Source organism: Streptomyces sp. JJ38, assembly GCF_019303475.1.
In the GTDB taxonomy this organism is placed as follows: Bacteria; Actinomycetota; Actinomycetes; order Streptomycetales; family Streptomycetaceae; genus Streptomyces.
The window spans coordinates 166,673-192,862 of the sequence record NZ_JABLSI010000004.1; the positions used below are offsets into that span (position 1 = coordinate 166,673).

General features: G+C 75.1%; 19 protein-coding genes. 2 read left to right on the top strand and 17 right to left on the bottom strand.

The features are described from left to right. Positions 1 to 19: 19 nt before the first annotated feature. From HPT28_RS03430 to HPT28_RS03445, 4 genes are all read right to left on the bottom strand, one after another. Complete coding sequence (locus HPT28_RS03430) at positions 20 to 1,258, bottom strand: spermidine/putrescine ABC transporter substrate-binding protein (RefSeq protein ID WP_219089051.1); 1,239 nt, start codon at positions 1,256 to 1,258, stop codon at positions 20 to 22. Positions 1,259 to 1,368: 110 nt separating this feature from the next. After that, complete coding sequence (locus HPT28_RS03435) at positions 1,369 to 2,883, bottom strand: gamma-aminobutyraldehyde dehydrogenase (protein WP_219089053.1); 1,515 nt, start codon at positions 2,881 to 2,883, stop codon at positions 1,369 to 1,371. 165 nt (positions 2,884 to 3,048) lie between these two features. Next, entirely contained in the window at positions 3,049 to 4,419 is a 1,371-nt protein-coding gene (locus HPT28_RS03440) for an aminotransferase class III-fold pyridoxal phosphate-dependent enzyme (RefSeq protein WP_308119056.1), read from the bottom strand. Positions 4,420 to 4,434: 15 nt separating this feature from the next. After that, positions 4,435 to 5,937 (bottom strand): CoA-acylating methylmalonate-semialdehyde dehydrogenase, encoded by a 1,503-nt coding sequence (locus HPT28_RS03445; RefSeq protein ID WP_219089055.1) that lies wholly within the window; start codon positions 5,935 to 5,937, stop codon positions 4,435 to 4,437. A 107-nt stretch (positions 5,938 to 6,044) separates the two neighbouring features. Here HPT28_RS03445 and HPT28_RS03450 point away from each other — a divergent pair, with 107 nt between their 5' ends. Next, positions 6,045 to 7,658 carry a PucR family transcriptional regulator ligand-binding domain-containing protein gene (locus HPT28_RS03450; protein ID WP_219089057.1) on the top strand — a complete coding sequence of 538 codons (1,614 nt, stop codon included), beginning with the start codon at positions 6,045 to 6,047 and terminating at the stop codon, positions 7,656 to 7,658. A 7-nt stretch (positions 7,659 to 7,665) separates the two neighbouring features. Here the strand turns inward: HPT28_RS03450 and HPT28_RS03455 are convergent, their stop codons facing one another. The 5 genes from HPT28_RS03455 to HPT28_RS03475 form a co-directional block, all read right to left on the bottom strand. After that, a complete protein-coding gene (locus HPT28_RS03455; RefSeq protein WP_219089059.1) occupies positions 7,666 to 8,853 on the bottom strand; it encodes an XdhC family protein in 1,188 nt (395 codons plus the stop codon). Between the two features lie 57 nt (positions 8,854 to 8,910). Beyond that, positions 8,911 to 10,353, bottom strand: coding sequence for an NCS2 family permease (locus HPT28_RS03460; protein WP_219089060.1), 1,443 nt, complete (start codon positions 10,351 to 10,353; stop codon positions 8,911 to 8,913). A 187-nt stretch (positions 10,354 to 10,540) separates the two neighbouring features. Further along, on the bottom strand, positions 10,541 to 12,952 hold the full coding sequence (gene pucD, locus HPT28_RS03465; protein ID WP_219089062.1) for a xanthine dehydrogenase subunit D: 2,412 nt from the start codon (positions 12,950 to 12,952) through the stop codon (positions 10,541 to 10,543). 1 nt (position 12,953) lies between these two features. Further along, the gene (locus HPT28_RS03470) at positions 12,954 to 13,562 is read right to left on the bottom strand and encodes a (2Fe-2S)-binding protein (protein WP_219089064.1); all 609 of its coding nucleotides are present in this window, start codon (positions 13,560 to 13,562) and stop codon (positions 12,954 to 12,956) included. Further along, entirely contained in the window at positions 13,553 to 14,461 is a 909-nt protein-coding gene (locus tag HPT28_RS03475; RefSeq protein ID WP_219089065.1) for a xanthine dehydrogenase family protein subunit M, read from the bottom strand. The genes HPT28_RS03470 and HPT28_RS03475 overlap by 10 nt, the downstream gene beginning before the upstream one ends. Before the next feature lie 279 nt (positions 14,462 to 14,740). Here HPT28_RS03475 and HPT28_RS03480 point away from each other — a divergent pair, with 279 nt between their 5' ends. After that, positions 14,741 to 16,438, top strand: a complete 1,698-nt coding sequence (locus HPT28_RS03480) for a PucR family transcriptional regulator ligand-binding domain-containing protein (RefSeq protein ID WP_219089066.1) — start codon at positions 14,741 to 14,743, stop codon at positions 16,436 to 16,438. On the opposite strand, the gene HPT28_RS03485 is transcribed toward HPT28_RS03480, so the two are convergent. The 8 genes from HPT28_RS03485 to HPT28_RS03515 all read right to left on the bottom strand — a co-directional run bounded on the left by HPT28_RS03485 (position 16,431) and on the right by HPT28_RS03515 (position 26,181). Beyond that, positions 16,431 to 18,236, bottom strand: coding sequence for an ABC transporter ATP-binding protein (locus HPT28_RS03485; protein ID WP_219089067.1), 1,806 nt, complete (start codon positions 18,234 to 18,236; stop codon positions 16,431 to 16,433). The two genes, HPT28_RS03480 and HPT28_RS03485, sit on opposite strands and share 8 nt — an antisense overlap. Next, a complete protein-coding gene (locus HPT28_RS03490; RefSeq protein WP_219089068.1) occupies positions 18,233 to 19,972 on the bottom strand; it encodes an ABC transporter ATP-binding protein/permease in 1,740 nt (579 codons plus the stop codon). The genes HPT28_RS03485 and HPT28_RS03490 overlap by 4 nt, the downstream gene beginning before the upstream one ends. Beyond that, entirely contained in the window at positions 19,966 to 21,228 is a 1,263-nt protein-coding gene (locus HPT28_RS03495) for a SagB/ThcOx family dehydrogenase (RefSeq protein WP_219089069.1), read from the bottom strand. Before HPT28_RS03495 ends, HPT28_RS03490 begins: the two co-directional genes overlap by 7 nt. 11 nt (positions 21,229 to 21,239) lie before the next feature. Continuing rightward, positions 21,240 to 22,637 (bottom strand): YcaO-like family protein, encoded by a 1,398-nt coding sequence (locus HPT28_RS03500; RefSeq protein WP_219089070.1) that lies wholly within the window; start codon positions 22,635 to 22,637, stop codon positions 21,240 to 21,242. Continuing rightward, a complete protein-coding gene (locus HPT28_RS03505) occupies positions 22,634 to 24,181 on the bottom strand; it encodes a CocE/NonD family hydrolase (RefSeq protein ID WP_219089071.1) in 1,548 nt (515 codons plus the stop codon). Before HPT28_RS03505 ends, HPT28_RS03500 begins: the two co-directional genes overlap by 4 nt. Beyond that, on the bottom strand, positions 24,178 to 25,107 hold the full coding sequence (locus HPT28_RS03510) for a hypothetical protein (RefSeq protein WP_219089072.1): 930 nt from the start codon (positions 25,105 to 25,107) through the stop codon (positions 24,178 to 24,180). The genes HPT28_RS03505 and HPT28_RS03510 overlap by 4 nt, the downstream gene beginning before the upstream one ends. A 72-nt stretch (positions 25,108 to 25,179) precedes the next feature. Beyond that, positions 25,180 to 25,296 carry a streptamidine family RiPP gene (gene amiA, locus HPT28_RS26545; protein ID WP_257577966.1) on the bottom strand — a complete coding sequence of 39 codons (117 nt, stop codon included), beginning with the start codon at positions 25,294 to 25,296 and terminating at the stop codon, positions 25,180 to 25,182. 75 nt (positions 25,297 to 25,371) lie between these two features. Beyond that, positions 25,372 to 26,181 carry an ABC transporter ATP-binding protein gene (locus HPT28_RS03515; RefSeq protein WP_219089074.1) on the bottom strand — a complete coding sequence of 270 codons (810 nt, stop codon included), beginning with the start codon at positions 26,179 to 26,181 and terminating at the stop codon, positions 25,372 to 25,374. Between the last annotated feature and the right edge of the window lie 9 nt (positions 26,182 to 26,190).

Sequence of the window (26,190 nt, forward strand, 5' to 3'; positions counted from 1 at the left end):
TGTGTTCTCCCCGGTCCTCTCAGGCGCCGATGAGGTCGGCGAACCGGCCTTCGTAGCGCTCCTCTTCCGTCGCGCTGAGCGGCCGGAAGTTGTGGCCCCGGGCGATCATGTCCTCGTCCGGGAAGATGAGGGGGTTCTCCGCGAGGTCCGGGGCGATGCGCTCCATCTCCTGCCGGGCACCGGCGACGGGGCAGATGTAGTTCACCCAGGCGGCGAGTTCGGCGGCGACCTTCGGCTGGTAGTAGTGGTCGATGAAGGCCTCGGCGTTGGCGCGGTGCCGGGCGCGGGCGGGAACGAGCAGGTCGTCCGTGCCGAAGAGGTAGCCGGACTCGGGCAGGTGGAACTCGATGTCGGGGTTGTCCATGCGGAGTTGCACGATGTCGCCCGCCCACGCGACACAGGCGGCGATGTCGCCCCTGCTGAGCCCGTCCAGGTAGTCGTTGCCGGTGAAGCGGCGTATCTGGCCCCGGTCGACGGCCTTCTGGACGGCGTCGATGGCGGCGTCGAAGTCGTCGTCGGTGAAGGTCTCGGAGTCGGCGCCCATGCCGAGCATGACCAGGCCCATGGTGTCGTGCATCTCCGTCAGCAGCGAGACGCGGCCCTTCAGCTTCGGGTCGGTCAGCAGCTGTTCGGTGCTGGTGACCTTGCGTCCTCCGGTGGCCTTGCGGTTGTAGGCGACGACGGCCGCGGTACCGGCCCAGGGATAGCTGTACTGCCGTCCGGGGTCGTGCAAGGCCGTGCGGAACCGGTTCTCCAGGTGCGTCACCGCGTTCGGCAGGTTGGCCGCGTCGAGGCGCTGGGCCCAGCCGTGGCTGATCAGGCGCCCGGCCATCCAGTCGGAGAGGCAGACGAGGTCGCGGCCGGTGTCCTTGCCCGCGGCGAGCTGGGGTTTGATCTTGCTGTAGAACTCGTTGTTGTCGTTGACGTCCTCGATGTACTTGACCTTGATGCCCGTCTGACGCTCGAAGGCCCGCAGGGTGGGCCGGTCGTGCTCGTCGTCCTCGGCGACGTCGATGTAGAGGGGCCAGTTGGAGAAGGTGAGCTCCTTCTCCTCGGCCGAGTGGTCCTCGCTGCGCTGCGACTCGCCCTGCTTACCGGTCTGGGCGGGCGGGATGCCGCAGGCGGTGAGGGCGGCGCCGCCGGCCGCGAGGGCTCCGGTGCGCAGCAGCCGTCTGCGGGTCATCGCGGCGCGGCCGGTGGTCAGGCTGCGCCGCCAGGCCTTGCGGACGGGGGCGGGCAGGTCGTCGAAGAGCTCCACGGAGCCTCCTGGGGGTGCGGGTGAGCGACGGGGCGCTGGGGATGGGGTGAGAGGGGGCGCCGGCCCGGTGGGGACGGGACGCGGCGGGAGCGGGAAGGGGAGGCGCGGCCTCAGAGTGCGAAGACGGTGCGGTGCCAGTCCTTGCGCGCCACCCCGGTGTTGTCCGACATGACGTGCTTGACCTGGGTGTACTCCTCGAACGAGTAGGCCGACATGTCCTTGCCGTAGCCGGAGGCGCGGTAGCCGCCGTGCGGCATCTCGCTGATGATCGGGATGTGGTCGTTGACCCACACGCAGCCCGCGCGGATTTCGCGCCCGGCCCGGCCGGTGCGGTAGACGTCCCGGCTCCACACGGAGGCGGCGAGCCCGTACGGGGTGTCGTTGGCCAGGGCGAGGCCCTCGTCGTCGGCGTCGAAGGGCGAGACGGTGAGGACGGGGCCGAAGACCTCGTGCTGGACGATCTCGCTGTCCTGCGCCGCCCCGGTGACCAGGGTGGGCAGGTAGTAGGCCCCCTCCGCCAGGGCGCCGCCCGGCGCGCACCCCCCGGTGACGACGGTGGCGTGGGCGCGGGCCCGGTCGACGATGGCGGCGACGCGGTCGCGGTGGGTGTGGGAGACGAGGGGGCCGAGGTCGGTGTCCGGGTCGAAGGGGTCGCCGACGGTGAGGGAGGCCATGAGGTCCGCGACACCGCTGACGAACGCCTCGTACAGGGGCCGCTGGACGTAGGCGCGGGTGGCGGCGGTGCAGTCCTGCCCGGTGTTGATGAGCGCCCCGGCCACGGCCCCGTGGACGGCGGCCTCCAGGTCCGCGTCGTCGAAGACGAGGAAGGGCGCCTTGCCGCCGAGTTCCAGGTGCAGCCGCTTGACGCCCTCCGTCGCGGTGCGCGCGACCCGTCGGCCGACGGCCGTGGACCCGGTGAAGGAGACCATCGCGACGCCCGGGTGCCCGACGAGGTGCGCCCCGGCGTCCGGACCGGTCCCGCAGACGATGTTGACCACGCCGTCCGGCAGCCCGGCCTCGGTGGCCGCCTCGGCGAACATCAGCGAGGTCAGGGGGGTCAGCTCCGAGGGCTTCAGGACGATCGTGTTGCCCGCGGCGACGGCGGGCAGGATCTTCCACGCGGCCATCTGGAGCGGGTAGTTCCATGGTGCGATCGAGCCGATGACGCCGAGGGGCTCACGGCGGACGGCGGAGGTGTGGTCGCCGCTGTACTCGGCCGCGGCGAGGCCGTCGAGGCGTCGGGCGGCGCCGGCGAAGAAGGCGACGTTGTCGATCGAGCCGGGGACGTCGAACTCCCGGGACAGCCGCAGGGGCTTGCCGCACTGCAGGGACTCGGCCCAAACGAGCTCCTCCGCCCGGCCGTCGAGCGCGGCCTTGAACCGGTACAGCGCCTCGGAACGGTCCGCCGGGGTGGCGCCCGCCCACGCGGGCAGCGCCCGCTCGGCGGCACGGACGGCGGCGTCGACGTCGGCGGGGCCCGCGAGCTCGTACTCGAGGACGGCCTTGCCGGTCGCGGGGTCGGTGACGGTCTGCCGACGCCCCGAGGTACCGGGGCGGAGCCGCCCGGCGAGGTACTGGCTTCCTTCCGCGAACCGTGCGGACACGTCGGGGGGCAAGGCGGCCATCAGTTCTCCGTTTCGGGTGTGCGCGTGTGGCGTGAGCCGACGGATGAACGCCGATACTGACAGTGGAATGCCAGGCCGACAAGGGATTCCGTCGTAGATTTTTCGTTCCCCAACGAATTCGGTGAACTTGCGGGGACTGCGCCCGTGCGGGTCGGCGGTCTGGGCTCAGCCGGACAGGCCCATGTGCCGGCCGGCGTCGCCGAGGACGTCGGCGAGGCCGTCCACGATCCGGTCGAGCAGCGCGCGGTCGCTGATGAGCGGTGGCGCGATCTGCAGCACGCTGTCGCCGCGGTCGTCCGCCCGGGCGATGAGGCCCGCCTCCCGCAGCCGCGGGGGCAGGAAGCCCCGCAGGAGCCGCTCGCGTTCGGCGGCGTCGAAACGGGCGCCGCCCTCGCCCCTCACGAGCTCGACCGCCCAGAAGAACCCGGCGCCGCGCACGTCGCCGACGATCGGCAGGGACAGCAGTTCGCGGAGCCGCCCGTGCAGATGAGGCGCGAGCGTGCGGACGTTGTCGAGCACCCCGTCGCGCTCGAAGATCTCGATGGTGCGCAGCGCGATCGCGGCCGAGAGCGGATGGCCGCCGAAGGTGATGCCGTGCCGCAGCGGCCGGCCGCCCTCGATCAGCGGGGCGACGACGCGTTCGGCCGCTACGACGGCGCCCATCGGGGCGTAGGCCGCGGTCAGCCCCTTGGCGAGGCTCACCAGGTCGGGGACGACGCCCTCGCGGGTCACGCCGAACCACTCGCCCAGCCGGCCGCAGCCGGTGATCACCTCGTCGGCCATGAGCAGGGCGCCGTAGCGGTCGGCCAGTTCGCGCAGGCCGCGCCAGTAGCTGGGCGGCGCGGTGAGGCAGCCGCCCGCGTTCTGCACGGGCTCGGCGATGATCAGCGCCACCTCGTCGGGCCCCGCGGCGCGGATGGCCTCCTCCGTCTCGGCCAGCAGCCGGTCGCGGAAGGCGGCGGGGTCGTCGCCGTCGGGGGCGCGGAAGCCGTTGGTGTTCGCCACGTGGACGACGTCGATCGGCGCGGGCCCGAAGGGCTCCTTGAACCGCGGTACGCCGGTGAAGGACAGCGCGCCGAGGGTCACCCCGTGGTAGGCGGTGTGGCGGGCGATGGCCTTGGTGCGCCGCGGTTGACCGTTCGCCAGGTGGTACTCGCGCACCAGCTTCCAGGCGGCCTCGACGGACTCCGAGCCGCCGCTGGTGAAGAAGGCGCGGGTCAGGCCCTCGGGGGCCAGGCCGGTGAGCCGCTCGGCGAGCTCGATGGCGGCAGGGTGCGCGGTGCCCCAGTTGGTGTTGAAGGCGAGCGTGGTGAGCTGCTTCGTCGCGGCCTCGGCCATCTCCTGGCCGTAGGAGTAGCCGAGCTGCGAGCAGAAGAGACTGGACAGGGCGTCGATGTAGCGCCTGCCGCGGGTGTCGAAGACGTACGGCCCCTCGCCGCGTTCCAGGACGAGCAGGTCGTCGAGGCGCTGCGGGGAGAAGTGCAGCATGAGATGGCGGGCGGCGGACTGCTGGAGGGTGTCGTGCCGGGTGGTCACAGGGCCTCCCAAGGCTCAGTGGTTGCGCGGAAAGCCGAGGTCGATCCCGCGGCTGTGCGGGTCGGGCCAGCGGCTGGTGACGGTCTTGGTGCGGGTGAAGAAGTGCACGCCGTCGGGTCCGTAGGCGTGGGCGTCGCCGAACAGCGAGGCCTTCCACCCGCCGAAGGAGTAGTAGGAGACGGGAACCGGGATGGGCACGTTGATCCCGACCATGCCGACCTCGACCTCCTCCTCGAACCGGCGCGCCGCTCCCCCGTCGTTCGTGAACAGGGCGGTGCCGTTGCCGTAGGGGCTGGAGTTGACCAGGTCGAGGGCGGCGTCGTAGGAGCCGACCCGGAGCACGGACAGGACGGGGCCGAAGATCTCGTCGGTGTAGACGCTCATCTCGGGCGTCACCCGGTCGAAGAGGGTGGGCCCGAGCCAGAACCCGGCGGCGTCCCCGTCGACGGGCCGCTCGCGGCCGTCCACGACGAGCTCCGCCCCGGCGTCGAGGCCGGCCTCGACGTAGCCGGCGACCCGGTCCCGGTGGGCGGCGGTGACGAGCGGGCCCATGTCGCAGCCCCGGCGCCCGTCGCCGACCTTGAGCCCGGCGATCCGCTCGGTGATCCTGGCGATCAGCTCGTCCGCGACCGGCTCCACCGCCACCAGGGCGCTGATGGCCATGCACCGTTCCCCCGCCGAGCCGAACCCGGCGTTGACGGCGGCGTCCGCCGCGAGGTCCAGGTCGGCGTCGGGCAGGACGACCATGTGGTTCTTCGCCCCGCCGAGTGCCTGGACCCGCTTGCCGTGGGCCGTCGCCCGCTCGTAGACGTACCGGGCGACGGGGGTGGAACCGACGAAGGACACGGCCGCCACGTCCGCGTGGGTGAGCAGCGCGTCGACGGCCTCCCGGTCGCCGTGCACGACGTTGAAGACGCCGTCGGGCAGGCCCGCCTCACGCCACAGCTCGGCCAGCAGGATGGCCGCCGAGGGGACCTTCTCGCTCGGCTTGAGCACCACCGTGTTGCCGCAGGCGATGGACACCGGGGCGAACCACAGCGGCACCATCGCCGGGAAGTTGAAGGGCGAGACGATCGCCGTCACGCCGACCGGCTGCCGCAGCGAGTGGACGTCGACGCGCGTGGCGGCGCCCATCGTGTGTCCGCCCTTGAGCAGGTGCGGGATGCCGCAGGCGAACTCCACGACCTCCAGGCCGCGCTGCACCTCGCCGGCCGCGTCGTCGAGGACCTTGCCGTGCTCGGCGGTGATCGCCGCGGCCAGCTCCCCGGCCCGCTCGGCCAGCAGCCGGCGGAACTCGAAGAGCACCGCGACCCGCCGGGCCAGGGAGGTGCGGCGCCAGGTGGTGAAGGCCGTCCGGGCCGCGGTGACGGCCGCGTCCACGGTCGCCGCGTCGGCGAGGTCCACGTGCCCGCTCACGGCCCCGGTGGCCGGGTCGAAGACGTCCCCGGCACGGGCCGCGGTCCCCGTCCACGCGGCGCCGCCGAACCAGTGGGTGATGCGCTTGTCGGTGTCGTTCATGGGGCCCATTGCACCGGCCCGCCACCGCCCACGCGTAGCTACGAACCGTCGGATGTGTGATGCTTTCCCGACACTGTGAAGGGCTCGCGCCGCGAAGGGGTGACCGTGTGCTGCCGACCGTCGCCGAGGTGCTGACGCTGCCGGAGCTGCGCCAGGGCGATCCGCAGGTGGTCGCCGCCGGGCAGGCGCTCGGACGGACGGTGCGCTGGGTGCACTCGGCCGAGCTGGCCGACATCGCGTCCCTGCTGCGCGGCGGTGAGCTCGTGCTCACCACCGGCATCGCCCTGCCCGCCGACGGCCCCGGGCTGGAGCGCTACGTGCGGGCCCTCAGCGAGGTCGGCGCCGTCGGGCTCGTCGTCGAGCTCGGCCGCCGCTGGTCGTCCCGGCTGCCGCGGGCGCTGGTGTCCGCCTGCGAGCACCTCGGCCTGCCGCTCGTCGCCCTGCGCCGGGAGGTCCGCTTCGTGACGGTCACCCAGGCGGTCGCCGAACAGATCGTGGACGCCCAGGTGGTGGAGCTGCGCGCGGCCGGCCAGATCCACGACGCCTTCACCGCGCTCAGCATCGCCGAGGCCGGACCGGCCGACATCCTGGCCGAGGCGGCCCGCATCTCGGGCTGCCCCGTCGTGCTGGAGTCGTTCCGGCACCAGGTGCTCGGCTACGCCACCGGCGGCCGCCCCGGCCCCGAGCTCCTGCGCGACTGGGAGCGGCGCTCCCGGCGGGTGCGCCCGGCCGAGCGCACCGGGTACGACCAGCGCGCCGGCTGGCTCGTGACGGTCGTCGGCTCACGCGGCGACGACTGGGGCCGGCTCGTCGTGCTCACCCCGCAGGCGCCGCCCCACCGGCACCTCGTCCTGATCGAGCGGGCCGCCACCGCGCTCGCGCTGCACCGGCTGCACGCGCGGCACCGGGACAGCGTGGAGCGGCAGGCCCACCACGTCCTGCTCACGGCGCTGCGGGACCGGCGGGTCGACGAGGAGCTGCTGAGCCGCTGCGCCGAGGCCGGCGTGCCGCTGGCCGGGCGGGCCCTGTCGGGTCTCGCCGCCCGCCCGGTGCTCCAGCGGGAGCGGCGCACCTTCGTCGCCGCCGACGCCCTCACCTCGCTGGCCGCGGCCCTCGCCTCCGCGCTGCGCGAGCGCGGGGTGCCCGCGCTCGTCGGCACGGACCCGGACGACGTGATCGCGCTGGTCGCCGCCCCGGCGGGCACCGACCTCGACGCCCTGCTCACCGGTGTCGCCGCGGATCTCGGCGCGCCGGGCGAGGCGACACTCGCCGTCGGCGAGACCGTCCACCGTCCCCGGGACGCGGGCCGTTCGCTGGCCGAGGCCCACCACGTGGCCGCATCGCTGCGCCCCGTGGACCCCGCGCGGCCGTTCCACCGGCTGGCGGACGTCCATCTGCGCGGCCTGCTGCACCTGCTGTCCGACGACGACCGGCTCGCCCGGTTCGTCCAACGGGAGCTGGACCCGCTGCTGCGCCACGACGCGGAGCACGGCACCGCGCTGCTGGAGGTGTTGCGCACCCTGCTGGTCACCGGCGACAAGACGGCGGCGGCCGCGGCCCTGCACGTCTCCCGCCCGGTGCTCTACGACCGCATCGCGCGCATCGAGCGGATTCTCGGGGCCGACCTCGCCGATCCGGAGACGCGCACCTCGTTGCACACCGCTCTGCTGGCCCACGGACTGGGCGAGACGGACAACGCCCCGGCAGGGCCCGCGGGGTGAGCCCGGGTCAGGTCCCGGGCGCGGGGGCCGGTGCGCGGTGCCCGTGGATGGGTATGCCGCCGCCGGTCAGGGGAGCGCCGGAGGCACCGTGGCGGGCCGCCACGATCTCGGCCGCGATCGACAGGGCCGTCTCCTCCGGGGTGCGCCCGCCGAGGTCGAGGCCGATCGGGGAGCGCAGCCTGGCGAGCTCCTCCTCCCCCAGCCCCGCGTCGCGCAGCTTGGCCAGCCGGGACGCGTGGGTGCGCCGGGAGCCCATCGCCCCGACGTAGGCGACCGGCAGCCGCAGGGCCCGCTCCAGCAGCGGCACGTCGAACTTGGCGTCGTGTGTGAGCACGCACAGCACGGCCCGGCCGTCCAGCCGCTGGGTGTCGAGGTAGCGGTGCGGCCAGTCGACGACGACCTCGTCGGCCTCGGGGAAGCGCCGGGCGGTGGCGAAGACGGGGCGGGCGTCGCACAGCGTGACGTGGTAGCCGAGGAACTTGCCGATCCGCACCAGGGCGGAGGCGAAGTCGATGGCGCCGAAGACCAGCATCCGCGGGGGCGGCACGCTGGACTCCACGAGCAGGGTGACGGGCTCGCCGCAGCGGCTGCCGTCCGCGCCGATCTCCACCGTGGCGGTGCGGCCCGTGGCGAGGTGACCGAGCGCCTCGGCCACGGCGGAACGTTCCAGCGCCGTGGGTTCGGTGACACCCGCGGGGCGGTTCAGCGCGCCCGCGTGGGTACCGTCCGGGCGGACGGACAGCAGCCGGCCGAGGAGGCCGGCCGGGCCGGCCACCACCCGGACGACCGCCGCCGCGTCTCCACGCGCGGCGGCGGCCAGTGCGGGGGCGACGGCCGGACGGACGGCGGGCTCATCCATGCCGCCGGCCGCCCGGTCCGTCGCCGCCCGTATCGGGGTGACGAGGATGTCGATGACCCCGCCGCAGGTCAGCCCCACGGCGAAGGCGTCCTCGTCGCTGTAGCCGAACCGCTCGACGACGGACTCGCCCGTCTTCAGAGCGGTCTGGCACAGCTCGTACACCGCGCCCTCCACGCACCCTCCGGAGACCGAACCGATGACGGTTCCGCCGCCGTCGACCGCCATGGCCGCACCCGGCTGGCGCGGGGAGCTGCCATGGGTGGCCACGACGGTGGCGACGGCGAAGTCGCGTCCCTGCTCACACCACCGGTTCAGCTCGTCGGCAATGTCCAGCATGGCGGTCTCCTTGTCTGGTCCGGTGCAGGGCGGGCGGGTGCCGCGCGGACCGGCCCGTCAGTGCCCCACGAACGCGAAGTTGTAGACGAACACCGCGGCGAGGATCCACATGAACAGACCGGGCTCGCGCCACTTGCCCTGAGCGAGCTTGATCGCACAGTAGGCGATGATGCCCGCACCCACGCCATTGACGATGGAGAAGGTGAACGGCATCAGAACGACCGTCAGAAAGACGGGGATGGCGACCGCGCGGTCCTTCCAGTCCACGTGGCGGGCGTTCTGCATCATCATCGCGCCGATGACCACGAGGGCTGCGGCGGCCACCTGGCCGGGGACGATCGCGGCGAGCGGCGTGAACAGCAGCATCAGGCCGAAGATCAGGCCGGTGACGGTGGCGGACAGACCCGTCCTGGCACCCTCGCCGACGCCGGAGGCCGACTCGATGAAGACGGTCTGGCCCGACGCGCTGACTCCGCCGCCGATCGCACCGCCGGCGCCGTCGACGAGCAGGGCCTTGTTGAGCCCGGGCATGCGGCCCTTCGCGTCGGCGAGCTTGGCCTCCTGGCCCACGGCGATGATGGTGGCCATCGCGTCGAAGAACGCGGCGAGCACCAGGGTGAAGACGACCGTGGCGACGGTGGCCGCGCCCAGCTCGGCGAAGCCGCCGAACTCGACCTGGCCGAAGAGGCTGAAGTCGGGGCTGGAGACGATGGAACCGGTGAGCTCCGGGGTGGCCAGACCCCACTCCGCGTCACCGAGATCGAAGACCGCGGTGGCCACCAGGGCGAAGACGGTGCCGATGCCGATGCCGATGAGGATGGCTCCGGGGATGTTGCGCGCCATCAGCATGAAGATCGCGATCACCGTGAGGCAGAAGGCGAACACCGGCCAGCCCGACAGGGCGCCTTCGACGCCCAGGGTGACCGGAGGCCCGCCCTCGGCCCCGCGGCCGACGAAGCCGGCCTTCTCCAGCCCGATCATCGCGACGAACATGCCGATGCCGATGGTGATGGCGTGCTTGAGGCCCATCGGGATCGCGTTCATGATCTTTTCCCGGAGCCCCGTGATCACCAACAACATGATCACGACGCCGTAGATCACGCACATGCCCATGGCCTGCGGCCAGGTCATGCCGGGCACGACCTGCGTGGCCAGCACACCGGAGACGCTGAGCCCGGCGGCCAGGGCGAGGGGCACCTTGCCGATGATGCCCATGAGCAGGGTGGACAACCCCGCCGCGAACGCCGTCGCGGTGACCACCGCGGCCGGGTTCAGGGTGTTGCCGTCGACGTCCGGGACGCTGAGCAGCAACGGGTTGAGCAGGAGGATGTACGCCATCGCCATGAAGGTGGTGATGCCGCCACGCACCTCCCGCCCGATGGTGGAGCCACGGGTGGTGATGTGAAAGTACCGGTCGAGCCAGCCTCTGCCCGCGGGGGGACGTGAGCCGTTGCCCGCGTCTTCCGCCGCGGTCATGGGCTCAACTTGCGACTGTGCCATGTGTGCCTACTCCCAAGGTTCATAGGGGCACCCGCCGGTCCTTGCTGCCGGACGGGATTTGGGATGCACGACGCGGGGGACGGCCCGAGACGAACGTGGATGGTGCTCATGTGGGGGGGCTTTCTGAGCGGGGGACGCCGGGTGGGTGATGCTCGGTCCGCCCGGCGCCTCACTTTCTGCGGTTCCGTCAGGTCCCGGTCAGGTGCTCGGGGCGGACGGGTACCCGCTCCAGCGCCAGGCCGGTGGCCGCACGGATCGCCGACACCACCGCGGGGGTGGACGACAGCGTGGGGGCCTCCCCGACTCCGCGCAGTCCGTACGGCGCGTTCGGGTCGGCCAGCTCCAGGACATCCACGGGGATGGCAGGGGTGTCCAGGATGGTCGGAATGAGGTAATCGGTGAAGGAGGGGTTACGGACGCGGCCGTCGGTGCCGACGACGATCTCCTCCATGACGGCCAGGCCCAGGCCCTGCACGGTGCCGCCCTGGATCTGGCCGACGACCGACTGCGGGTTGAGCGCCTTGCCGACGTCCTGGGCGCAGGCCAGCTCGACGACCTTGACCAGGCCCAGCTCGGCGTCCACCTCGACCACCGCGCGGTGCGCCGCGAAGGAGTACTGGACGTGGCCTTGGCCCTGGCCGGTCTTCAGGTCGAAGGGCTCGGTGGGCCGGTGGCGCCACTCCGCTTCCCGCTCGACGACCTCGTCCTCCAGGACGTCCGCGATGCTCGCGAGCACCTCGCCGACGTCGGTGACGACGTTGCCGCCCTCCAGGAGCAGCTCCGCGTTCGCCCACGCCGGGTGGTAGGTACCCAGCTTGGCGTGGCCCAGCTCCAGGACCGCCTCCCGCACGGCCTCGCAGGCGTGCCTGACCGCTCCGCCGGTGACGTACGTCTGCCGGGAGGCGGAGGTGGAGCCCGCGGAGCCGACCTGGGTGTCGGCCGGGTGGATGGTCACCTTGGCGACGCCCAGCTCGGTACGGGCGATCTGCGCGTGCACGGTGACGCCGCCCTGGCCGACCTCGGCCATCGCGGTGCGCACCATGGCGACCGGCTCACCGCCCACCACGGACAGGCGCACCCGCGCCGTGGAGTAGTCGTCGAAGCCCTCGGAGAAGCCGACGTTCTTGATGCCGACCGCGTAGCCGACGCCCCGCCGGACGCCCTCCCCGTGCGTGGTGTTCGACAGACCGCCGGGCAGGGCGCGCACGTCGACGCTGGTGCCGGCGGTGCCGCCGCTCTCCCACTGCCGCTCCGGCGGCAGCGGCATGGCCTTGACGCGGCGCAACAGCTCGGCGACGGGAGCCGGGGAGTCGACCTCCTGTCCGGTGGGCATGAGCGTGCCCTGGCTCATGGCGTTGATCCGACGGAACTCCACCGGGTCCATGCCCAGTTCGGCGGCGAGCTTGTCCATCTGGCTCTCGTAGGCGAAGCACGCCTGGACCGCGCCGAAGCCGCGCATCGCGCCGCAGGGCGGGTTGTTGGTGTAGAGCGCGAGGGCCTCGATCTCGACGTCGTCGACCGCGTAGGGGCCGACCGACAGCGAGGAGGCGTTGCCCACGACGGCCGGGGAGGCGGAGGCGTAGGCCCCGCCGTCCAGCACGATACGGCACGTCATGTGGGTGATTCTGCCGTCCCGGGTGGCACCGTGCTCGTAGCGCAGCGTCGCCGGGTGGCGGTGCACGTGGCCGAAGAACGACTCGAACCGGTCGTAGACGATCTTGATCGGCCTGCCGGTGCGCAGAGCGAGCAGGCAGCCGTGGATCTGCATGGACAGGTCCTCGCGGCCGCCGAAGGCCCCGCCGACGCCGGAGAGCGTCATCCGGACCTTGTCCTCGGGCAGGCCGAGGACCGGGGCGATCTGGCGCAGGTCGGTGTGCAGCCACTGGGTGGCGACGTACAGGTCCACGCCGCCGTCCTCGGCGGGCACCGCGAGGCCGGACTCCGGGCCGAGGAAGGCCTGGTCCTGCATGCCGATCTCGTACTCGCCGGTGACGACCACGTGGGCGCGGGCCCGCGCCGCCGCCACGTCGCCGCGCACGATGGGCTGGCGGTGGACGATGTTGGGGTGCGGGACGTGCGCGGCGTGCTCGTCGTCACGGTGGGGGTGCACGAGGACGGCGTCCTCGGCGAGGGCGGTGGCCTCGTCGTGGACGACCGGCAGCGGCGCGTACTCCACCCTGATCTTCCCGGCCGCGCGGCGGGCCGTCTCGGGGTGGTCGGCGGCCACGATGGCCACCGGCTCGCCGTGGTGCCGGACCCGGCCGTCGGCGAGCACCGGGGTGTCCCGGTACTCCAGGCCGTAGCGCTTCACCCCGGCCGGCAGGTCGTCATAGGTCATGACGGCGTGGACGCCGGGCTGGGCGAGGGCCTCGGAGGTGTCGACCGAGCGGATCTCCGCGTGGGCGTGCGGGCTGCGCAGGGTGTGGCCCCACAGCATGTCCTCGCGCCACAGGTCCGAGGAGTAGGCGAACTCCCCGGTGACCTTCAGGGTGCCGTCGGGGCGCGGCGTGGACTCGCCGACGCCGCCCTTGGTGTCACTGCCCTGGGTCAGGCTGGGAGGTGTTTCGCCCCTGGTCGGGGCGCGGGTCACTCCGGCCATGTCAGCCTCCGGCTCGGGCGGTCCCGGACTCGCCACGGGCGGCGGCGAGCCGGACGGCGTCCAGGATCTTCTCGTAACCGGTGCAGCGGCACAGGTTGCCGGACAGCGCTTCGCGGATGTCGGCGTCGCTGGGCTGCGGGTTGCGCTCGATGAGCTCGTCGGCGGCGACCAGCAGGCCCGGGGTGCAGAAGCCGCACTGCACGGCCCCGGCGTCGAGGAAGGCCTGCTGGATCGTCGACAGCTCGGCGTTCTCCCCGGCCTGGGAGCCGGCCGGGCCCTCCTGCGGATTCGCCTCCCACCTCTTGGCCCGGTCCAGCTCCGTCCCCCCGCAGGCGCCGGTCGCACAGCCCGCGGCGCGGTCCCTGGCGTAGTCCGCCAGGCCCTCGACGGTGACGACGTCCCGGTCCTGGACCTGGCCGGCGGCGACCAGGCAGGCGCACACGGGCACACCGTCCAGGCGGACGGTGCAGGAGCCGCACTCGCCCTGCTCGCAGGCGTTCTTGGAGCCGGGCAGGCCCAGGCGCTCGCGCAGCACGTACAGGAGGCTCTCGCCCTCCCAGACGTCGTCGGCCTCCTGCGGCCGGCCGTTGACTCGGAAGTTCACGCGCACTGTGCGCCTCCTTCGGTGGCGGGGGTGCCTCGGCCCCCGGAGCGGTACTCGTCCCAGATCCAGCCGAGGGTGCGGCGGGCCATGACGCCCACGGCGTGCCGCCGGTACGTGGCGCTGCCGCGCACGTCGTCGATGGGGTTGCAGGCCCCGGAGGCGAGTTCCGCGAACTCCCGGGCCACGGACGGGGTGATCGTCTTGCCGCTCTCCCAGAAGCCGCCGTCGGCCAGGGCCGCGTTCAGGAACTCCTCGGCGGCGGTGGCGCGCAGCGGGGTGGGGGCGGCGGAACCGATGCCGGTCCGGACGGTGTGCGTGTCGGGGTGGAGGGCGATCCCGAAGGCGCACACGGCGATGACCATGGCGTTGCGCGTGCCGACCTTGGAGAACTGCTGCGGCCCCGCGGCCTTCTTGATGTGGATCGTCTTGATCAGCTCGTCGGCCGCGAGCGCGTTGCGCTTGACCCCGGTGTAGAACTCCTCCACCGGGATGAAGCGGGTCCCGCGCACCGACTCGACCTCGACCTCGGCGCCCGCGGCCAGCAGGGCCGGGTGCGAGTCGCCCGCCGGGGAGGCCGCGCCCAGGTTGCCGCCGACGCTGCCGCGGTTGCGGATCTGCGGGGAGCCCACGGTGTGGCCGGCCAGGGCCAGCCCGGGCAGTTCGGCGCGCAGGTTCTCGATGATCTGACTGTAGGGAACCGACGCCCCCAGGCGCACGTTCTCCTCACCGACCTCCCACGTGTGGAGCTCGGAGATGCGGTTCAGGTCCAGCAGGTACCCGGGTCGACGGTGGTCGAAGTTGATCTCGACCATGACATCGGTGCCGCCCGCGATGGGCACAGCCGTGGGGTGCTCGGCCTTGGCGGCGAGCGCCTCCTCCCAACTGGCGGGGCGCAGGAAGTCCATGAATCGTCTCTTCTCGGATCGCGGCTACTGAGAGCTGAGGGCACCGTGGCCAGAGAGGCACCCTTGCCATGGGCTTGTTCATCTGTCGTTCATCAGGTGTGACCCAGTAGACAGCCGCCCAATCGCGGCGGTGCAGTCACCGAATGCATGAAGCGATTAGCCGGTGGACGCCGTGGTCTTGTAGATTCGAACGAATGACGGGGCCGTTCCTGCGACGTGGGCCTTACACCCCGTTCGGACGGTCACAGAAGCAACACGCTACGGAACGGTGAGCAACACATGCGGCTGCGCGCACTGCTGGAGACGGCTTCGCTCGGGCTGCGCCTGCTGGGCGGAACCCAGGAGCTGGACCGGCAGGTCCGCGGCGTCATGACGACGGACCTGCGCGACCCGAGCCGCTATCTGTCGGGCGGGGAACTGGTGCTCACGGGGCTGGCGTGGCGCCGGGGGCCGGAGGACTCCGACGCGTTCGTGCGGATCCTCGCGGCCGCGGGCGTGGCCGGTCTGGCGGCCGGCGAGGCCGAGATGGGGCAGGTGCCCGAGGACCTGGTGGAGGCCTGCGACCGGCACCGGCTGCCCCTGTTCTCCGTCGACGAGGACGTCGCGTTCGCGACGATCACCGAGCACGTGGTCCGGCAGGTCTCGGGGGAACGCGCCGGGGACCTCGCCGCCGTCGTCGAACGGCACCGGCGGCTGATGTCGCCGGGGCCGGGCGGCGGCGGCCCTGACGTGGTGCTCGATCTGCTGGGCTCGGACCTGGACCTGCGCGCCTGGGTGCTCACGCCCACCGGGCGCCAGATCGCCGGGGCCGGTCCGGGTTCCCAGGCCCCCGCCCTCCCGGCCGAGGTGCGGGCCCAGCTCGCCGGTGAGCATCTCGCGGCCCTGCGCGGCGGGCGCCGCGGCCCCTACCGGACGACGGTCGGGGACGCGTCCTACTCCCTGTTCCCGGTGCGCGGCGACGGCCGCGACCTGCGGGCCACGGTGCTCTCCGACTGGCTGCTGGCCGTCGAGGCCGACGCCGGGGAGTGGCCCGAACAGCGGCTGGACCTGCTCCAGGGCGTCACCCAGCTCATCGCCGTCGAGCGGGACCGGCGGGACGCGGCCCGCACGGTCCGCCGTCGGCTCGCCCAGGACGTGCTGGAGCTGGTGCAGTCGGGCGCCCCGCCCGCCGAGATCGCCGCCCGGCTGCGGGTGGCGGCGCCGGTCCTGCTGCCGGGCCTCGGCACCGCCCCCAAGTGGCAGGTGGTGGTCGCCTCCGTGGAGTGGGCGGGCGGCGACGTGCCCGGCGGGCCGGTGGCCCAGGCCCTGCTGGAGGAGGCGCTCGTCGATCCCCGGACGCCCGGCCCCGACCCGGCCGACCGGATCGCCGTCGCCCACACCGGCGAGGAGGCGGTGGCCCTCGTGCCGCTGACCGGCGAGGGCTCCGAGCAGGTCACCGGCGGCGCGGCCGAGGCCGCCGAGGACGCGGAGGCCGCCGTGCCCGGTCTGCGGGCGCACACGCTGCTGGCCTCCGTGCGGGAGCCCCTGGAGCGCGGCCTCGCCGACGACGGGCGTCTCACCCTCGGCGTCAGCGCCGCCGTGACCTCCGCCGAGGGGCTGCGCGGCGCACTGGAGGAGGCCCGGCACGCCCGCCGCGTCGCCGCGGCCCGGCCGGGCCGGGTGTGCGCGGCCGGGCACGAGGAGCTGGCCTCGCACGTCCTGCTGCTGCCGTTCGTCCCCGACGACGTCCGCCGCGCGTTCACCGCCCGCCTGCTGGACCCGCTGCGCGACTACGACCGCCGGCACCGTGCCGAACTGGTCGACACCCTGGAGGCGTTCCTGGAGAGCGACGGCTCCTGGACGCGCTGCGCCGCCCGGCTGCATCTGCACGTCAACACCCTGCGCTACCGGGTCGGTCGCATCGAGCAGCTCACCGGCCGCGACCTGTCGCGGCTGGAGGACAAGCTGGACTTCTTCCTGGCGCTGCGGATCAGCTGACCGCGCCGCCCGCCGGGCCCGGCAGTGGGCCGCGGTCCAGCAGCCGGCACAGGGCTCCGGGGCGGGCGGTCAGCTCGGCCCAGGTGCCCTCCTCCACGACGCGGCCGCCCTCGAGCACCGCGATCCGGTCGGCGCGACGGATCGTGGCCGGGCGGTGGGCGATGACCACCGTCACCCGTTCGGCGGCCCCCTCGGCCAGTGCCTCGGCGAGCCGGGCCTCGCTCGCGGTGTCGAGCTGGGCGGTGGACTCGTCCAGCACCAGCACCCGGGGACGGACCAGCAGGGCCCGGGCCAGGGCCACCCGCGAGCGCTGCCCGCCGGAGAGCGTCGCGCCCCGCTCCCCCACGAGCCCGGCCATGCCGCCGGGCAGCCCGGCCGCGATCCGGTCGACGCCGCACAGCGCGGCGACCCGGGCCAGTTCGGCGTCGTCCGCCTCCGGTACGGCCAGGCGGAGGTTGTCGGCCAGGGTGCCGTGGAAGAGGGGCGCGTCCTGCCCCACGAGGGCGACGGCGCGGCGCAGTTCGGCGTCCGCCACCGCCCGCAGGTCGACCGGCGCGCCCGTCCCGGGTACGAGTTCCAGCCGTCCGGCCTCCGGATCCCAGAAGCGCGCCAGGAGTTGCGCGCAGGTTGTCTTGCCCGCCCCGGACGCTCCCACCAGGGCGAGGGTGCGGCCGGGCGGAACCGTCAGGTCGAGCCCGTCCAGTACGAGGGGGCCGCCGTAGCCGAAGCGCACGCCGCGCAGCCGCAGGCCCAGTGGCCCGGGCGGCAGCGGAACCGGGTCGGCCGGGGGCGGGGCCGAGGGCGCGGCCAGCACCGCGGCCCGGACCCGCTGGGCGGCCGGGCGCAGGGCGGCGGCACGGGCCAGCGCCTGGGCGGACTCGGCCACCGGGGCCAGGGCGGCCAGAGCCAGGGCCAGGGTGGCCGGAGCCCAGGGGCCGGAGAGCCGCCCGGCGGTGACGGCATGCGCGGTCACCGCGACGACGCCGAGCACGGCGGTGACGACGAGGGCGTCCCGGAGCGCGGAGGCCAGCGCCTCCCAGCCGGCCTCCGCGCGCTGCGCCCGCCCGAGCTCCGTGCCCCGGTCGGCGAGCAGGGCGCGGCGCCGGGGCAGCGCGCCGAAGGCCAGCAGTTCGCGGAGCCCGTCGACGGTGTCCACCGCGTCGGCCGAGAGCCGGGCCGCCGCGGCCCGGGTGCGGGCTCCCCGGGCGGCCCGGGCCCGGCCCTCCAGCAGCGCACCGGCCGGGAGGAGGAGCGCCGCGGGCAGCACGATGGCCAGCAGCCAGGGTTCGACGACCGCCAGTACGGCCCCGGAGGCGGTGAACACCACGGTAGAGGCGAGCAGTTGGGCGGTGGTGTGGGCGTAGAAGAACTCCAGCGCCTCCACGTCGGCCATCGCGGTCGCGGCCAGGTCTCCGCTGCGTCGCCCGGCGACGCGGGCGGGCGCGCTGCGGGCGAGCCCGTCGAAGACCCGCACCCGCAGGACCGCGAGCACCCGGTAGGCGAGGTCGTGGGAGAGGTCCATCTCCCGCCAGGTGGCCAGCGCGCGGCCGGCCACGAGCGCGACCAGCAGAACGACGGTCCACGGCGCGGGCGGGTCCTGCTCGGTCAGCGCGGCCCCGACGGTGTGGGCGGCGAGCGTCACCAGCGCGGCCAGGAAGGCGTGTTCGGCCAGGGCCGCGAGGGCGGTGCGCAGGGCCGTGGCGCGGTGGGCGCGCAGGGCGGGCAGGAGGGCCCGCAGCGCCCCCCGGGAGGACTCGGCGTGCGGGACATCGGCGGGTGCGGGTGCGGTGGTGGTCATGCGGCGAGTCCCCTCTCCTCGGTGCGTCCCGCCGTGACCAACCCGGCGTACACCGGGGAGGTGTGCAGCAGCGTGGCGTGGTCGCCGGTGGCCTCCACCCGGCCCGCGTCCAGGACGACGATCCGGTCGGCATGCCGGACGGAGGCGAGGCGATGGGCGACGACGAGGCAGGTGCGTCCGCTGGCGGCGTCGAGCAGCTCCCGGACGACGTGCGCCTCGCGGTGCTCGTCGACGGCGCTGGTCGCCTCGTCCAGCACGAGGACGGGGGCGTCCGCCAGCAACGCCCTGGCCAGCGCCAGGCGTTGGCGCTGGCCACCGGAGAGGCCCGCGCCGCGCTCGCCGACGAGGGTCGCGTAGCCCTGCGGCAGGGCCGCGAGTTCGTCGTGGACGCCGGCGGCCCGGGCCGCCGCGTGCAGGGCGGCGTCGTCGGCGTCGGGGGCGGCCAGCCGGAGGTTCTCGGCGACGGTGGCGTGGAAGAGGTAGGTGTCCTGGGAGACGACGGCGATGCCGCGGCGCAACGCGTCCAGGGCCAGGTCGGCGACGTCCAGCCCGTCCAGCAGCACCCGGCCGCGCCCGGGCTCGCGCTGCCGCAGGAGGAGCGCGAGCAGCGTGGTCTTGCCTGCTCCGGAAGGGCCGACGACGGCGGTGGTGCGGCCCGCCTCGGCGGTGAAGGTGACGCCGTCGAGCGCGGGCCGGGCGGCGCCGGGGTAGCGGAAGCGGACGTCCTCGAAGCGCACGGCGGGCGGCCGCGACCAGGCGGGGCGGGCGGTTCCGGCGTCGGCGACCTCGGGCTCGGCCGTGCGCAGTGCGGCGAGGCCGTCGGCGGCCGAGGCGCCGAGGTACCCGGCGTGCCACTCGCGGGCCAGGTCGCGCACCGGGCGGAAGCACTCACCGGTGAGGAGGAGCAGCAGATAGGTGCCGGTGGCCGTGGTCTGGCCGGTGGCGGCGGACCAGCAGGCCAGCAGGGCGGCGGCGACGGTGCCACCCTGCACCGCGAGGTCGGTGAGCGCCGTGTCCACGAGCGACACCCGCAGTTGGGCGACGGTGCTGCGGTGCAGGTCGGCCGAGCGGCGTTCGAGTCGGGCGCGGGTCCGGCCGACGGCCCCGGCGGCGCGCAGCGTCGGCATGCCCTGGAGAGCCTCCAGGTAGTCGGCCCCCAACGCCTCGTAGGTGTCCCAGTGTTCGGCGCCGCGGCGGGCGAGCAGCCGGTCCCAGGCCCGGGGCCCGAGGAGCGCGAGGAGCAGTGCGGGGACGAGAGCGAGCAGCACGACCGGGTGGACGAGGGCGACGGCCGCGAGCAGCAGCGGCGGGGTGGCGCAGGTGACCAGCAGCTGCGGCAGGTAGCGGGAGACGTAGGCGTCCACGCCCTCCACGCCGTCGACGAGCGTGGTGCGCACGGCCCCGGCCCGGGCTCCGACGAGGTGGGCGGGACCCAGCGCGGCCAGCCGGGCGACCAGCGCGTCGCGCAGCCGGACGCGCACCAGGGCCCCGGCGCGGGCGGCGGTGCGCCGCTGCCACCAGACGAGCCAGGAACGGAGCGCCACGACGCCGCCCACCGCGAGCAGCAGCGGGGGCAGTGCGCCGGTGCGGCCCCCGGCGACGGCGGCGAGCGCGAGGGCGAGCAGACCGGCCTGGGCGAGGTGGGTCGCGGCGACGGCGGCGAGGAGGGCGGTGGCGGCGAGCAGCGGCCCTCGCCCGGTGCGGGCGGCGGCCCGCAGCTCGGGGTGTATCAGCATCGTGGCGGCTCCTGCGGTCGAGGGGGTGGGGCACCACCGGGTGCGGGCCGGGCACCGCGGGCGGCTGACGAGCCGTCGTCGGCCGGGGCGCCGAGGGCGAGGCCGTGGACGACCCACTGGCGGCCCGGCGGGTCGCCGAGTGCGGCGCCGAGGTCGGCGTTCTGCCAGGAGCCGACCGGACGGGCGCCCAGGCCGTGGCTTCCGGCGACGGACTGGGCGAGCCCGACGGCGTACCCGGCCCGCAGATGGGCCCGGCGGATGTGGGCGGCGTCGGCGTCGTCCGGGCAGCCGTACCCGACGAGCACGGCCCCGCTCTCGGCGAGCCAGCCCTGCCGGGCGGCCCAGGCGGCCAGCGTCGGGCGGGCCTCACCGGTGGCCAGGCGACGCAGCCGCCCGTCGGGTGCGAGGGCGAGGAGGCCCGGCTCGGGGCCGCCGACCGCCACGCACCAGTCGAGAACGCTCGCCGCGGCCCGTTCCACGGTGGCCAGCACGGCGGCGAGAGCCGCCTCGTCCGGCGCTCCGGTCAGCGGAGGCCGCGGGCTGCGCCGCGCCAGCAACTGCCGCGTCCCGGGGGCCGGTCGGGGGTACTCGGCGCGCGGTGCGCCCGGGGGCGGCAGCCGGACGACCGCCAGCGGGTGGGACGTACGCCCGTCGATGTCGAGCTCGGGGGCGGGCGCGCCGAGCGCCTGGCTGGCGAGCCACAGGGCGGCGACGGCATGGCCGGTGTCGAGGAGAGCGAGCGGCCAGGCGCGGTGCCCGTAGTGGGAGCGGGTGCGCGCGATCGTCACACTCAACTCCAGCCGTACGCCCGGGGGTGCGGGCGTGGGCGGAGCGCTCAGGCAGTGGAGCCGGTGGCGCAGCGGATCGTAGCCGTACCGTCCGGCCGGCAGGGGCGCGTCGGCACCCACGGTGAGGCGGACGTCGACCGGGTGGCAGCCACCGGCGGAGGACGCCGGACGCAGCCGGCCGCCCGCGTCGGACGCGGCGAGCGCGAACCGCAGAATCCGGCCGAGGTCCACCTCGCCAGAGCGGGCCTCGCCCACGCAGAGCGCCGGTCCCGGCCAACGCGGTACGGGCGGCCCGGGCGGGGTGTCGGGGCCCGGCTCCTCGGGGCCGCGGGCCCGGGCCAGCTCGGCGGGCAGGTCCGGTTCCCCCGTCGCGTTGCGGGGTCCGGGGCCGTCGGAGCCCGTGGAACCGTCGGGGCCGTGAGGGGCACCGGGGGCATCAGGGGCATCGGGAGAAGGCGGAGTGGTCATGTCCGGCAGGCTCACATGTGCGGCGGTGGCGCCAGGGTGAAGTCGGCCGGGGCGGCGGGCGCCGTGTCACGCCAGCCCCGCAGGAGCGCGGCCTCGGCGAACCGCGGGCAGCCCAGGTAGGCGAAGGCGGCCGGGGCGTTGGGCACCAGCCCGGAGACGAGGACCCGGGCCACCCGCAGCGGGGTCTCGGCGACGTCCTCGGTGGTGAGGTCGGCGGTGACGATCCGGTGTCCGCCCTCGTGCAGGCGCCGCCACAGCCGTTCCCGGCTGCCGGACGGCACGGCCTCGACCGGCACCGTGCCGAGAGCGGGCTCCGTGAAGCGCCGGGCCTCGGCGGCCATGCGCGGGTCGAGCCAGACCTGCACGTGGGCGCCGAGGTCGCGTACGGCGGCGAACTGCGGCCCGCAGACGTCGAGGTAGCGCGCGTCGGCGCGGTGGTCGAGGTAGAGGCCACGGGCCTGTAGGCCTGCGTCCACCGCCCGGAACACCCAGCCGTCCGGTGTGGTGAGGCCCTGGGTGAACACCCAGGTGTGCACGGCCTCCAGCACGGCCTTGCGAGCCGCCTCCGCCGGGTCGTACCGGCAGGCGAACCCGGCCGCGTACAGGCCGCGTTCCGGGTCGTGGACGAGGGCGGCGACACAGGGGGCGAACTCGGAGGGCATCTCGGTGAGCCACAGCCGCAGACCGCAGCCGGCGAGCTGCTCGGTGAGGCCGGGCACGCTCGCGGGGTCGATGCCGCGCGTGGGGCCGTCCAGATGCCACCACAGCTCCAGCGCGTCGCGCTCCACGATCTCCAGCAGCCCGCGCTCGACGGCGTCGTCCAGGCCCTGTCCGGTGGCGATGCCCGCGTAGTTGAGGTGGTGGACGCGGGGGTGCGAACGCAGCTCCCCCTGACGCCAGTTGAGGTGAGTGAGCGAGACCGGCGCCCAGCACTCCAGGGTGTCACCGTCCGGGGTGTGCTCCCGTGCCCGCGTCCACAGCGCTCGGGTGTCGGCGCGCAGGGGGCGGTAGGGGAAGCCCTCCCGCGCGTACTGCCAGGGGGCGTGGCGGGGCGCGGCGTCGGGCCCGTAGACCCGCAGCCCGGCGGCGGTCAGCTCGGCGGCGGTGGCCGAGCGCGGTGCGCCGGGGTGGCCGGGCGGCGGCACCCGGTTGCCGCAGTAACGTTCGACGGCCTCCGCGACGGCCGCGACGCGGGCGCCCTCGGGATCGTCGAACGTCGTACCGAGCGCGACCCGGTCGGCCGGCCAGGCGCCGAGCCGCCGGGCGTCGCTCACCTCGGCGGTCATGGCGGTGTAGCGCGGCGGGGCGCCGGCGGGCGGTTCGACCGGCGCCACGGAGCGGACGATCCCGCACACCGGGTCCACCAGGGCGTCGAGCGGCAGTGCGGGCGGCGAAGTGGGCGGAGTCAACGGCAGATCTCCTCGGCGGGGTCGACGGCGTCGGTGAAGTGGAGGGGGCGGCTGACGGGCAGCAGCAGTGCGCTGTGCCCGGAGGTCACGGTCCGCCGGGAGGGGTGCAGCACGGTCGCGTCGACCGGGTCCTCCCCGGTGTGCGGGTTGCGGGCGTGGGCGGGGAAGTGGTGGCCCGCGATCTCCAGCCGGAGCCGGGTCCCGGCCGCGAGGCGGCGGGCCAGGGGGCCGAGCGGCACCGTGAGGTCGGCGGGCCGGTTGGGGGTGTCGGCGCGCCGGACGACGCCGGTGGCGAGGGGCTCGGCGGTGCCGGACGGGTGGAGGGCGACGAGCCTCGCGACCCAGTCGGCCGCCGGGGTGTCGGCGGTGGCCCGCAGCCGCACGGCGGCCTCGCCGAGCAGGTCCAGCGGCCGGGGCAGCGGGGCGCCCACGAGCAGGCAGCGGTCGTGGGGGCGGCCGGGGTGGCGGGGCACGGTCAGCTCGTCGGAGCGCACGGGACGCGCCGGGTCGGCGGTGAACCGGGTGCCGGTCAGCACGCTGAGGCCGCCGGGCCGTTCGAAGGCGAGGACGGCCGGGTCGGGCACGTCCGCTCCCGGGCCCGGGAGCGCGTCGGCCGGGAGCCACAGCGGGCTGCCGCCCAGCGCGACGGCACCGCGCGGCGCCGTGCCCAGCCGTCCGTCGAGGGCCCGGCGGGCCCAGCGCGCGTAGAGCGGGCCGAGCGGGACCCGGTGGGCACGGTGGGCGTCGGTGCCCGGGGCGGCGGTGAGCGCGTGGCCCCAGGGGCCGAGCAGCAGCCTCGCCGGTGCTCCGTCCCAGCGCCGCCACAGTCTCAGCGTGTCGGCGAGGAAGGGGTCGTGGGTGCCGCCGACGGCGAGCAGCGGGACGGTCGTACGCGGCTCCCGTCCCGCGACGCGGTCCCGCCGGGTGGCACGCCACAGGCCGGGCCAGGAGGGCAACGGGCGGCCGAGCCACCGGGGCAGGTCGGCGACGGGGAGGCGGTCCAGCAGAGCGGGGTCGGTGGCCAGCGCGCTGGCGAGGGCCTCGGGGTCGCTGTCCGGCCGGTCCCCGTGGGCCGCCCACCAGCCGGCCCGGGCCGCGAGCCGCTCCGGACCGGTCGCCTCACGCGCGGTCTCGGCCGCGCCCAGGGCGGGGACGGCGGCCAGGACGGCGTCGGGACGGGCCGCGTCCTCGGCGCTCGTCAGGCTCAGGGCGCAGTGGGCGGCGTACGAGGCCCCGGACGCGAGGACGCGGCCGTCGCTCCAGGACTGGGCGCGGACCCAGCGGACGGTGCCCGCACCGTCGGCCCGCTCGTGCCGGTACGGCCGCCAGACGCCCCCGGAGCCGTGGCGCCCGCGCACGTCCTGGGCGAGGGCGGCGAAGCCGTGACGGGCCCAGCCGGCCAACTCCCCCTGGTGGGAACGCCGGTCGTAGGGGGTGCGGACCAGCACCGTGGGGTGCGGGCCGGGCCCGTCGGGCAGGCAGAGGTCGGTGGCGAGGGGGGTGCCGTCCGGGGCGGGTATCCGCACCGGACGTGAGGAGCTCACGGGGTGGCCCGAAGCGGCGGGGCGACCGGCGGTACCGGCAGCACGGCGTGCGAGGTGACGGTCAGATCGCGCAGGTCCACGCGGCGCAGCCGACGAGTGACGGGCAGGGTGCCGGGGACGGAGGGGGCTCCGGTGGCCCAGGCCGTGAGGTCCTCGGTGAGGAGGGCGGCGGTGAGGGTGGCGGCGGCCGGGGTGAGGGTGACGGGGGCGCCGGTGGTGCGGTGTCCGGCCCAGTAGGCGGCCAGTTCACGGTGAGCGGGGGTGGCGGCCAGGCGACGGGCCCTCAGGTGGGCGGAGGTCACGTCGGCCGGGCCCGCGGCGAGCGGCTCGACCCAGAGCTGGTACCCCTCGCGGTGACAGCGCAGCCAGGCGACCCCGTGCGCGGGCAGGGTGTCGGCGTCGTCCCACAGACCCGGGGGCACCGGCTCGTCCAGGCACCAGACGACGGCGGCGGGACGATCGGCGGCGCCGGGGGCGGGAGTTTCGGTCAACGGCCCGAGATCCGGGGGCTCGACAGTGCGGACCCGGGCTCCCGCTGCGGTCAGGCACGCGCCGAGCGGGACGGTGAGCGTGGGAGCGCCGAGCAGCCACACCGCTCCGAGGTCCGCGGACGGGCCGGGTTCCGCCGGGGCGGCGTCGGGGAGTTCGGCGGCGTCGGCCAGGTATCCGGCGTCCGCGAAGGCCCCCAGGAGGCGGCCGAGGTGCGGGTCGTCGTCCCCCGAGTCGGCGTCCCCGGGGTCGGCCTCGCCCGGGGCGGGGGCGACGGAGGCGTCGTGCGCTCGTCCGGAGAGACGGGCCAGCAGCCGACGGGGCTCCGCCTGCCCGGTGCTGACGCGCAGGAAGTCGCCGTCCGGGGTGCGCAGCGCCAGCCCGCCGTCCGGTACGACGACGACCTCCGCTCCCGGGGCGAGCCGGCTGCCGTTCATGGGGTGCTCCTTGGTCGGTGATGTGGGGCGGGCCCGGCCGGAGAGGCCGGGCCCGCCTGGACTAGCGGTGGCTCACTCCTCGTTGTCGTCGAAGGGGTTCTCGACGAGGGCGTTGGAGTGGGTGGCCGAGGCGTGGGCGAGCTGGCCCGGGTCGGCGATGGGGGCGAAGACCTTGTCCTGCTGCTCCATGAACTCCTCCTAGGAGATCGGGTGTGGGAAGTGGCACTCGGTGAGTGCCAGTAAGAGAATAAATGAAAATGATTATCAGAATCCATGCGGTAGAGGGTGATCTGGGTAACACACCGGCCAGCCGCCCTCGGGGTCCCTGCCCACCCGGCCGGAGACGCCCAGCACCTCCGCGAGCAGCCCGGGCGTCACGACGGCCCCCGGCGCCCCGTCCGCGACCACGCGCCCGTCCCGCAGGGCGACGACGCGCTGCGCGAACCGGGCCGCGTGACCCAGGTCGTGGAGCACCATCACCACCGTCAGCCCGCGCTCCGCCCGCAGCCGCACGACGGTCTGCAGCACCTCCAGCTGGTGCCGCAGGTCCAGATAGGTCGTGGGTTCGTCGAGAAGCAGCACCCGGGTGTCCTGGGCGAGCGCCATCGCCAGCCGTACGCGCTGCCGTTCACCGCCGGACAGCGCGTCGACGGGCCGCTCGGCCCAGCGCTCGACCCCGGCGTCCGCGAGCGCCCGGCGCACGGCGGCGTCCTCGCCCTCGCGCAGCATCCCCAGCGGCCCGCGCTGGGCGTAGCGCCCCTGGCGTACCAGCTGCCGCACCGTCATGCCCGGTACGGGCGGCGCGGACTGGTGCAGCAGCGCCACTCTCCGGGCGGCGGCCCGGCGGCCGAGCCGCGCCAGGTCGACGTCGCCGAGCAGCACCCGCCCCCGGTCGGGCCGTGCGAGCCCGGCGGCCAGCCGCAGCAGCGTCGACTTGCCGCAGCCGTTCAGCCCGATGAGCGCCACGAGGTCACCGGGCGCCACCCGCAGGTCGACGTCCCGCAGGACCGGGCGCCCCGGGTAGCCGAAGGAGACGCCGTCCACGGTGATGCCGGGCGGTTCGGTCACGTCCATCGTCCACGT